Origin of the sequence: Bowmanella dokdonensis (genome assembly GCF_017254865.1) — a bacterium.
Taxonomy (GTDB): domain Bacteria; phylum Pseudomonadota; class Gammaproteobacteria; order Enterobacterales; family Alteromonadaceae; genus Bowmanella; species Bowmanella dokdonensis.
The window spans coordinates 1-255 of the sequence record NZ_JAFKCV010000459.1 but is presented as its reverse complement, the minus strand read 5'-3'; the positions used below and the strand labels follow the sequence as shown (position 1 = coordinate 255).

Annotated in this window: 1 protein-coding gene; it reads right to left on the bottom strand. The window is 52.9% G+C overall.

Features of this window, described 5'->3' with window-relative positions; genetic code table 11:
* Positions 1-10: 10 nt before the first annotated feature.
* Positions 11-255 (bottom strand): EF-Tu C-terminal domain-related protein (locus J0A66_RS23295; protein WP_500676683.1); only part of this gene is annotated, 245 nt, incomplete at its 5' end.

Here is a 255-nt window from a genome sequence, read left to right as displayed (position 1 = left end):
AGAATCCAGATTAGTCAATAATCTTGGAAACAACACCGGCGCCAACGGTTCTACCACCTTCACGGATGGCGAAACGCAGACCTTCGTCCATCGCAATCGGCGCTATCAGCTCTACCTTGAACTTCAGATTGTCGCCTGGCATTACCATCTCTACGCCTTCTGGCAGCTCTACTGAGCCGGTGACGTCAGTCGTACGGAAGTAGAACTGGGGACGGTAGCCTTTGAAGAATGGCGTGTGACGGCCACCTTCGTCTT